We start from the raw sequence: 9,168 nt of genomic DNA, 5'->3' as shown, positions 1-9,168 counted from the left end.
CTTCCGCAGCCAGCCTTTCCTACCGGCCGAGAGCCACAGTGCGTAAACAGAATTTCGCGCAATTTGTCGCCCAGACTCGCGCCGTCGATCCGGACGGCGCTGAAAAACTCCAGCATTTGCTAACGTCCGTGGACGTCATGAACGAAGTGCAAAAGCAACTCGGACGCTATGGAATGCGCACCGACAATCTGGCGGACGCCCTTGCGGCTTACCTCGCGTGCGCATGGTTCGCGACCCGGGCCAGCACCGACGACCCGACGCCCGCCCAGATGCACGGACTGCGCAATCAGGTTGCCCGTGCGATCGGCGCCAGTCCGGAATTCGCCGACGCAACCGATGCCATGAAACAGCAGCTTGCCGAAGCGAACCTGATCCAGGCCGTCATCATCAGTGGCTATGCCGAAACGGCCAAGGCGCAACCGGCCTTGCGCGCCCAGATCGCCAGCGCCGTCGCGGAGGGCGCGCGGAAGTCTTACGGTCTGGATTTACGATCCATGTCCCTGAGCAGCCATGGTTTGGTGCCGAACTGATTGCAGTGAAATAATTGCCTTATTCAGAACTGTTTCTGTGGAGCTTGCTTTGACGAAACTTACCCGCGCACTCGCTCTTTCAGTGCTCTTCTGCCCGCTGATGTCCGCCCCGGCGGCGGCGGACGTGCCTATCGTTTTCACGCCAATGACGACGCCGGATATCATGTACCCGGTCGTCCTGAACCCGTGCCCCAACGGCAAATGCCCGGCCGTTTCCGGTAACGAGACGGCTCAACGCCAGATGTCATCGGCAGGCAGCAGCGCCACATCCTCAGCCAATCTCACCTTCTCTCCCTCGGCGCAGCGCCGCAAACAGAACCTCGCCCGCTTCATCCAGAAGTCCAACGGCGATCCTTCGATGAAAGCCTTTGCCGCGAAGTCCGGACAACTCTTCCCGAAGATCGAAAGGATGATGGGCTCGGTCGGGCTGAGCGCCAACAACGTGGCCGATACTTATGCCCTGTGGTGGATTTCCGCCTGGGATGCCTCCCACGGTGTAACCGTCACACGCCCGGCCAGCACGTACCAGGCGGTAAAACGGCAGGCGGCCCGTGCGATCCTCGGCTCTTCCCAATTTCAGGGAGCCACACCTGCACTAAAACAGGAAATGGCAGAGGCGCTGATCGCGCAGACCGTCTTCATCGATAGCAGCGTGGAAGACGCGAAGAACGACCCGCAGAAACTGCGCCTTGTCGGAGCGGCCGTCGCCAAGGGTGCGCGCCGGATGGGCATAGACCTTTCCGCCATGACGCTGACACCCGCAGGCTTTCGCAGCGGCCAGTGATCCCGCCCCAGCAAAGCGTGCGAATAAATCGGGAGTATAGCAGGTGAAAACAGCAACTTGGATTGCGCTTGCCACTGCTGGGATCATACCGACAGTACCAGTAAATGCGCAAACTTATGGCACGTTCGACATGGGAATGCTCACTAACACGTTGTCACAAAGCGCAGTGACAAATGCCGAGACGGCACGTGCATCTGAGCGACTGCCACTCACCCGTAGTTTGAGATTTTCGGCTGCGCGCTCTGATGCGACCTTGCCCTCTTCAGCGCAGCTTTCCTATCGGCCCAGTGCAGCGGCACAAAAGCAAAATTTCGCACAGTTTATCGCACAGACTCGCGCCGTCGATCCGGATAGCGCTGGCAAACTTGAACATTTGCTCACGTCCGTGGACGTCATGGGGGAAGTGCAAAAGCAACTCGGGCGCTATGGAATGCGCACCGACAATCTGGCGGACGCCCTTGCGGCTTACCTGGCAAGCGCATGGTTCGCGACCCGGGCCAGCACTGACGACCCGACGCCCGCCCAGATGCAGGGACTGCGCAATCAGGTCGCCTGTGCGATCGGCGCCAGTCCGGAATTCGCCGACGCAACCGACGCCATGAAACAGCAGCTTGCCGAAGCGAACCTGATTCAGGCCGTCATCATCAGTGGTTATGCCGAAACGGCCAAGGCACAACCGGCCTTGCGCGCCCAGATCACAAACACCGTCGCTGAAGCAGCCCGCAAAGCTTATGGCCTGGATTTGCGTTCCATGTCCCTGGGCGACCATGGCTTGGTGCCGGACTGATTGCGGCTTGCGGCGCTCTTGTTCAGAACTGTTGCTGCGGAGATTTTCTTGATGGCCTCTGTCCGCCCGCTTGCCCGTGTCCTCACTCTTTCGGCGCTTGCTTGCCTTTGGATATCCGCTCCGGTTTCTGCGGACATGCCCAGCCTTTTCAACCCTAACCTTGCCCCGTCGCTCCTGTATCCCGTGGTTACGAACCCGTGCCCGAACGGCAAATGTCCGGCCACTTCCGGCAAGGAAGCGCCTCAGCGGCGGGCGTCCTCAGCAGGCAGCAGCGCCACATCCTCAGCCAAGCTCACCTTCTCGCCCTCAGCGCAGCGCCGCAAACAGAACCTCGCCCGCTTCGTGCAGAAGTCCAACGGCGACCCTTCGGTGATGGCCTTTGCTGAGCAAGCCGGGCAGCTCTTCCCCAGGATCGAAACGCTGATGGGCGCGCTCGGGCTCAAGGCCAACAATGTCGCCGATGCCTATGCGATATGGTGGATCGCCGCCTAGGATGCCGCGCACGGGAAAGTGGGAAACCGCCCGGCCAGCACCTATCAGGCGGTAAAACGGCAGGCCGCCAAAGCGCTGCTAAGCGCCCCCCAATTTCGCAATGCCACACCCGCGCTCAAGCAGGAAATGACGGAAGCGCTGATCATGCAGACCGTTTTCATCGATGGCAGCGTGGAAAGCGCGAAGAACGATCCGCAGAAACTGCGCCTTACCGGAGCGGCCGTGGCCGAAGGCGCACGCAAGATGGGTCTCGATCTTTCCGCGATGACACTGACGCCTGAGGGTTTTCGCAGCGCAGACTGATCCCGCGAGATGGGCATGCCCGGTTCCCCCAAAGGCCTCTCCTAATCTAATCGATTAGCCCGCTAGTCGGATCGCGCAGCGACCTGAACCCCGCCATATGGTCCTATGTCCGGGCAGACACGACAGGACCTCAGGGCCATGACTATCGGAAACATCACCTCCACCGCACGCGCCTTTGGCGTTCTTGGCACCGGCAGCCAGACCGCCGGACAGCCCGGAGCCGTTGCCGCGCGCGCCGTGGCTTTCGAAGCCGCATCGCGCGTCGGCGCCGAGTTCGGCGCGTGCGGCAACCGGCAGCCGGACGCCGCCTATCCCCTCGCTGAACTGGCAGACCGGCTCGGCGGCGCGCTGGGCGCGACACCGCTTGAGACGGTCGAGCTGGAACAGGCGCTGGGCGAACTCGCTACGGCCGCCGCCACCGACATGGCGGCTCTGGCCGACGGGCGCACGCTCGAACGTCTCGACACCGCGCTGGCGCAGCACGGCGAGGGTCCGGCGGACGCGGCAGGCACGGCGCAAATGCTCCGTACAGTCGCCTCGGCCCTGGCCAGCGCCCGGCCCTGATACTTTCCCACCCACGATCCCCGGCCGGACAGGGGCACAGAACCGGCTCATCGCAAGGAAAGGACGACCGACCATGTTCGACCTCAATCTCAATACGACAATCAACGTCAATGTTCTGGGCGGCGGGGCCTTCACCCCGGCCGATGGCATGTTCGCGCAGACGCTCGGCAACGGCATCATGGCCATGTTCAGCCAGCCGCTGAACGCAGGCGCCTTCGCCACCGCGCAGCTCCCCTCGCAAGTCTCGGTGAAGGGCGGGCAGATGGTTCCCACCGCAAGCGGTCAGACGGCATTCGAGCCCGCCGCCGATGCGCAATGGACCGCCTCCATGAACGGCGACCATCAGGCCGATATCGATCTGGGCGACGGCTACACGCTCGCCATCAACGAGAACAGCTCGGAACTCGTCATCAAGAACGCCAATACCGGCGAGAGCACCCGCATCTGGGGTGACCCCCACGTTTCCGTGGACGGCCAGCACAAGTTCGACTTCTGGGGCACGACCACCTTCGAGCTGGAAAACGGCACGAAGATCACCATCGGCACCGAGCAGGGCAAGAACAACCCGAACGTCTACTATGCCGAGACGCTGACCATCACCAAGGGCAGCCAGGCCATCGTGGTGGACGGCGTGAGCCAGCAGACCAAGGGCGATCTGACGCTGTCGATGTCGGACAACGGCTACGCCCTCGACATGGCAACGCGCGACGGCTTCGTACTGCAGGAAAACGCCACCGGATCGGGCTGGCGTTCGGAACTGTCCGGCGAAGTTGCCACGCAGCAGGATCTCAACATGACCAAGCCCGGCCAGCTCTACGGCCCCGGCAGCACCATGGCGAGCCTTGGCGAGATCAGCCAGGCGCTGTCCACCTTCCTGTTCTTCGGCATCGTCGGGGAAATGAGCAAGTCGGCGGCGGAAGCCTCGGTCGCGGCCGCGACCAGCGCCCTGTGGCAGGCCGAACTGGCCTGAGCCGGACCGGCGCTCTGCCGCATAATACGCCTGCCTGAAGGGAGGACAGTCATGGTCGAAGCCGCTGGAAGCATGGACGCATCTGGCCCATCCGCCGCAAATGCCGGTGGCGGCAACACTGCCTTTTCCGGCGGCTTCGACCAGACCGGCAGCGGCAGTGCCGCTCAGGACATGAATGCGCTGGCCGCCGGTCTCGAAAACCAGCGGCAAAGCGATCCCGAAGCCGCAGCGCAGGCCATTGCGGAGATGGAAGCCACGATGACGCCGGTCGAGCGGGGCCAGTTCGCGGCAGCGCTCGACAGCGCCCGCGCCTCGGCGAACGACAATGCACTAGCGGCGCCCGATCCCGGCACGCTTGCACTCGATCTCGGGCAGATGGCGCTCGACATTACCGGGATTGTCGATCCCACTCCGATTTCGGACGGCAGCAACGCGGCCATCTCGCTCGGCCGCTCGATCGCCTCGGCCGTTTCGGGAGAATGGGGCGCGGCGGGCGGACACCTTGCCAATGCCGGTATCTCTGCGGTCGGCATCGTGCCCGCGCTCGGCGATCTCGCCAAGGCGGGTAAGATCGGCCCCTGGGCCAGAACCGTTGCCGACGCCGTCAGCGCGGTGGCCCATAACCCAGCCTTGCGCGAAAGCGTCGAACCGGCGCTGCACGCGGTTCATGACGCGGTGGGCAGGATCCCGCAATCCGCGCTCGACGCCATGCCCGCGAGCGCGCGCGAATCCATCGATGCGATGCGCCGCCAGCTCGACGACTTCTTCGCCCCCGGCGCGCGGCAGGTGGACGAAGCAGCGCAGAGGGCCTTGCAAGGCGGCGTGCGCCGCTTCGACAATGCGGACGATTTCAATGCCGCCGCCAATGCCGCCACACCCAATACCCGCTACGAATATGGCGCCTACAGCTATTCCACCGATGCCCGCGGGCGCGTGGACGTGGCCGAAGGCACGCTCGATCTCACCCCGACGGGCCGCAACGATCCGGCGCTGCAGGCCGAAATCGGCCACGAGGGCAAACCCACCGACGTCGGCTTCCATCTCATCGCCGACCGTTTCGGCGGGCAGACCAACCGGCTCAACGTCGTGCCCGGCAACGGCAAGCCGCTGGGAGACGGCACGGCCAATCTCAACCAGGGCGCGTTCAAGCGGTTCGAGAATACGGTTGCCGATCTGGCCGGGGACGGGCGCACGGTTGAAGTCAGGATCACCGCGCAATATGATGCCGCCAACGCCAGCAATCGTCCTGACAGTTTCCGCGCCCAGTACCGCGTCGAGGGAGGAGACTGGATCACTCGCCAGTTCACCAACAAGTAAGGCCTGCCCGATGGATTTCACCGCTTGCATGGAAGCCGTTGTCCGCGCGGTTGCGCAGGATTTTGGCACTGCGGACTGGGTCCATGCGATCGTCGATTTCGAAGTGCTCGAACAGGACGGCGGGTTCGATACGGACTACCTGGCCCTGCTCATCCGCAAGGACGCGGGCGGCACGCTCTCGCGCGAGCAGTTCTATCTCTCGCAACCGGCCATCGATGCTGCCGTCGCCCTCTACTGCCAGCGCCGCGACGAGGCGGGCGAGACCATCGGCGGCTTCGTGCTGCGTATCGATCATCCGGGGCAATTCCGTTTCGAACTCCGCCACGAAGCGCCGCGCCGCCTGAACGGTGTATGGGACAAGGACTGGCAGGACTATCTGGCCAATTATCTGGATCACTACCGCCGCGAAATGGCGGGCAGCTAGGGGCGGCGAGGGCCGGGCATTTGATGGTGCGGATTTAGGCTGAAGCGGTCTGGCTCGGTTGTGGAGCATTTGCAGATGTATTCGTAGGGAGTGAGGCCGCACAGGGTTTTCAGGCGCCGATCGTAATCGTAGGCATTTATGAAGTCGTGGGGCTTTGTTGCACAAAAGATGGAAGGATTCCGGTTGTGGATCCAGGTTGTTAGTGGGTGGCGATGAGCAAGCCGGCCCCCGCAGTCTACCGCACGACGAACTGGAAATCGTACAACGCAGCGCTAGCGAAGCGAGGTTCGCTTCACGTCTGGTTTGATCCTGGAATGCAGTGGCTGTCGGCGCCGGCCGGGAGGCGCGGGCGCCAACCCGTGTTTTCGGATGCCGCGATCCAGCCTGTCTGACGCTGAAGGCGCTGTTCAGCTGCCCTTGCGTCAGACCACGGGCATGGTTGCGAGCCTGCTGGAGATGGCAGGGCTAGATTGGCCGGTGCCGGACTTCAGCACGCTGAGCCGGAGGCAGAAAAGCCTGCTCGTTGAAATTCCCTGCAGTTCCAGTTCGGAAGGGCTACACCTATTAGTGGACAGCACTGGTATCAAGGCCGTGGGCGACGGTGAATGGTGCGCGCGCAAACACGGCCCTTCCAAGCGCCGACAGTGGCGCAAGGTCCACCTCGGCATCGATGCCCGAACACTGGAGATCCGGGCCGTCGAAGTTACCGGCAGCCGGATCGTCGATGCTCCCATGCTTCCCGAATTGCTGGGGCAGATTCCCAAGGAGCAGCCGATGGCGCTTACGATACAAGGGACTGCTACGACGCAATTGCCGCACGCGATGCCTGCGCGGTCATATCCGCTTGCCGTAATGCAAAAGCCTGGCCCGAGAACACGCCGGGCATCGATGCTCGCAATGAAACCGTTCGGGCTTGCCGTCGTCTTGGCCGAACGATCTGGAAACGCTGGAGCGGCTATCACCTGCGCAGCCGCGTCGAGACCAAGATGCATTGTTTCAAGCTGCTGGGTGAACGCGTCATGGCGCGAGAGTTTGATCGTCAGGTTGCCGGGCTGCAAATCCGTGCAGCCTCCTCAACCGCTCCACCGTACTCCGAACGCCTCATACTCAACGCATCGCGTAACCGCCTGCCTTCAAAGCAGGAAAGCTAAACACAGGCCTATTTGTGCAAAAAAGCCGCCGCTTCGCGCCAACCCGACCAGAATGTTCAACTGCATCCGGCATCAAGTGCCGGCCATGCTCGCAACTGGCGGGGGGCCATCGTCAATACGTCCTCCGCAATCGAAGAGCTTGCGGTCCTTCATCGACGGACCCGCAGCCTTGCATTCGCGATCCGTCAACATTGAATACCCCCAAAGTGCTTGAGTATATGTGAGAACAAAGAGGAAGCTTATGGTTGATGGATGCAACAAAACCCTGATTAACAAGGTTTTTTGTACGTCTCGGAACTATCGGGAGTGGGTGGTGGTGCGGTTGCAGGAGGCGAAAAGTCTCCACACTGGCGCTGAAACCCTAGCATTCTGATATTTCGCGGAAATCATGGCCCCCGATGTGGCCCCCTTCTTTTTCCGATGGGGGCCATTTTTTTCCACTGCGGCGCGCTTGGCGTGGATTACGGGCGTGACTGCGTTGGCCTGGTCACTATTTGCTCTGTGGAGTCCTGTGAGCGCGTCGGCGCGGTCCGATGTCCGCGGGCCGTCCAGTCCTCCTATTGCTTCTGAGCGCCTCTCGGTGCCGCCCTAGCGTGGCATCTGCCTGAGAAATCGCCGGTCCTACCTAGGGCCTTTCGGAAGGTGAAGCGCTGAGGAACCGCATTTTTCGGGTCTGCGGTGCTTGACGAGGTTTGTTACAGTTAGAAGTTGCAGTTGGTTTTGGCGTTGGTAGCGAACGATCGGGGAGTTTGAGGCAGTCAAATCGGTAGAGGGAAGAGCAAGGATGAGCTCCCCCCAACATTTTGGAAGTCAAGTCCGCTTGCGACCAGATCAAGACATTCAGCGTAGTCGACGTGAGCCTCGGCTTTCGCTGAAACCCGCCATTCGGTTCTGGCAAACCTGCCGGTCGGCTTTATGCCCCCACCTTTGCCGTTCAGCTACGGCTTTACAGCGCCAGGAAGCGGACCTTCACCTATGAGGTGGCCTACGTCGGCCAGTTTTAAATCTCTTGAGTCCGCCCCGCTTCCTCGACGATATGGTCCACTTGACGAGATCGAAAGAAGAATTGTGCCTGCAACTCGTTTTGTACCATTTCCACATCCATCCGACTTGATTGCGCATTCCTGGATCACTGAAGAGGTGAAGCGGCATAGCGGCATAGCGGCGTCGGCGAGGCCATCTATGCCTATGATCTCTCAACCGGCGACCTGGTAGCGCAATGGCATGAGGCGCGTCCCGGCGCCGATCTAACCTCCGCTTTGGAGCGGGCGCTTTTGGCAGAAGCTGAGATTGTGCTGCACCATAACCACCCTTCAAACGGATCTTTCATTCCTCTCGATCTTCAGACCCTCGTTGGGCAAAACCCCCACCATCCAAATTTGCCTAGTCTTGCGGCGATGTGGGCCCATGGCAATGCTGGCCCGCACTATCGCATCGCGCTCACGGACCCCACACACGCATCGGCGGTCGTGGCGGCAGATCAATTTTTAACGAAGCTACAAGTGGGACTAAGCCGTAGCGCAGGCGGGCACGAAATCTTTGAAGCCGGTTGGCGTCATCTCGTATGCCTCTGTCTTGAGCTTAAGGGCTATGTCAGATATGAGTACGACCTGTCGGGTTTTCCCAACTACGAGGCGTCGGCGCAACGTCTGGATTGGATTTTGGGCCGTCTGACGATGCGTGATGCATTTCCGGTGGCGTCCGCCATGATCGTGGACCGCTACGGGGCGGAATTTTAGCATGGGAATTCCGACGCAACTGCAAGAATCTTCCTTGAACATCAGCAGCGACAAGGACACCGCGTGTCCGTCGTCAGAACATTTGGCGCAGATCGCGGCGTAGATTA

Annotated in this window: 10 protein-coding genes and 2 pseudogenes; 11 read left to right on the top strand and 1 reads right to left on the bottom strand. The window is 61.6% G+C overall.

The genetic code is table 11. The features are described 5' to 3' along the window. From MTR66_RS19955 to MTR66_RS19915, 9 genes are all read left to right on the top strand, one after another. On the top strand, window positions 1-530 hold a 530-nt coding region (locus MTR66_RS19955), incomplete at its 5' end, for a DUF6683 family protein (protein WP_243924258.1). Window positions 531-579: 49 nt separating this feature from the next. Further along, window positions 580-1,314, top strand: coding sequence for a DUF6683 family protein (locus tag MTR66_RS19950; protein ID WP_243924257.1), 735 nt, complete (start codon window positions 580-582; stop codon window positions 1,312-1,314). A 43-nt stretch (window positions 1,315-1,357) separates the two neighbouring features. Then, window positions 1,358-2,101, top strand: coding sequence for a DUF6683 family protein (locus MTR66_RS19945; RefSeq protein WP_243924256.1), 744 nt, complete (start codon window positions 1,358-1,360; stop codon window positions 2,099-2,101). Window positions 2,102-2,236: 135 nt separating this feature from the next. After that, window positions 2,237-2,593 carry a hypothetical protein gene (locus tag MTR66_RS19940; protein ID WP_243924255.1) on the top strand — a complete coding sequence of 119 codons (357 nt, stop codon included), beginning with the start codon at window positions 2,237-2,239 and terminating at the stop codon, window positions 2,591-2,593. A gap of 18 nt (window positions 2,594-2,611) precedes the next feature. Then, entirely contained in the window at window positions 2,612-2,896 is a 285-nt protein-coding gene (locus MTR66_RS19935; RefSeq protein WP_243924253.1) for a DUF6683 family protein, read from the top strand. Window positions 2,897-3,034: 138 nt separating this feature from the next. Continuing rightward, complete coding sequence (locus MTR66_RS19930) at window positions 3,035-3,460, top strand: hypothetical protein (RefSeq protein WP_243924251.1); 426 nt, start codon at window positions 3,035-3,037, stop codon at window positions 3,458-3,460. Window positions 3,461-3,533: 73 nt separating this feature from the next. After that, complete coding sequence (locus tag MTR66_RS19925) at window positions 3,534-4,430, top strand: DUF1521 domain-containing protein (protein WP_243924249.1); 897 nt, start codon at window positions 3,534-3,536, stop codon at window positions 4,428-4,430. Window positions 4,431-4,481: 51 nt separating this feature from the next. Next, entirely contained in the window at window positions 4,482-5,747 is a 1,266-nt protein-coding gene (locus MTR66_RS19920) for a DNA/RNA non-specific endonuclease (protein ID WP_243924248.1), read from the top strand. 10 nt (window positions 5,748-5,757) lie between these two features. Beyond that, on the top strand, window positions 5,758-6,171 hold the full coding sequence (locus MTR66_RS19915) for a hypothetical protein (protein ID WP_243924247.1): 414 nt from the start codon (window positions 5,758-5,760) through the stop codon (window positions 6,169-6,171). On the opposite strand, the pseudogene MTR66_RS19910 reads toward MTR66_RS19915, so the two are convergent. Then, window positions 6,168-6,317, bottom strand: a pseudogene (locus MTR66_RS19910) (IS481 family transposase); the annotation flags it as partial. The gene MTR66_RS19915 and the pseudogene MTR66_RS19910 overlap by 4 nt on opposite strands. Window positions 6,318-6,383: 66 nt before the next feature. On the opposite strand from MTR66_RS19910, the pseudogene MTR66_RS19905 reads away from it, so the two are divergent. Further along, window positions 6,384-7,294: pseudogene (locus MTR66_RS19905) on the top strand (IS5 family transposase). A 1,287-nt stretch (window positions 7,295-8,581) separates the two neighbouring features. After that, window positions 8,582-9,061, top strand: coding sequence for a hypothetical protein (locus tag MTR66_RS19900; protein ID WP_243924246.1), 480 nt, complete (start codon window positions 8,582-8,584; stop codon window positions 9,059-9,061). The last annotated feature ends 107 nt before the right edge of the window (window positions 9,062-9,168 follow it).

Source organism: Novosphingobium beihaiense, from assembly GCF_022832375.1.
Taxonomy (GTDB): domain Bacteria; phylum Pseudomonadota; class Alphaproteobacteria; order Sphingomonadales; family Sphingomonadaceae; genus Novosphingobium; species Novosphingobium beihaiensis.
This window is presented reverse-complemented; position numbering and strand designations above follow the sequence as displayed.

Bases quoted from the DNA above. Each gene is read 5' to 3' on its own strand.
- MTR66_RS19940 (WP_243924255.1), top strand. From the start codon at position 2,237: ATGCCCAGCCTTTTCAACCCTAACCTTGCCCCGTCGCTCCTGTATCCC.
- MTR66_RS19930 (WP_243924251.1), top strand. From the start codon at position 3,035: ATGACTATCGGAAACATCACCTCCACCGCACGCGCCTTTGGCGTTCTT.
- MTR66_RS19925 (WP_243924249.1), top strand. From the start codon at position 3,534: ATGTTCGACCTCAATCTCAATACGACAATCAACGTCAATGTTCTGGGC.
- MTR66_RS19920 (WP_243924248.1), top strand. From the start codon at position 4,482: ATGGTCGAAGCCGCTGGAAGCATGGACGCATCTGGCCCATCCGCCGCA.
- MTR66_RS19915 (WP_243924247.1), top strand. From the start codon at position 5,758: ATGGATTTCACCGCTTGCATGGAAGCCGTTGTCCGCGCGGTTGCGCAG.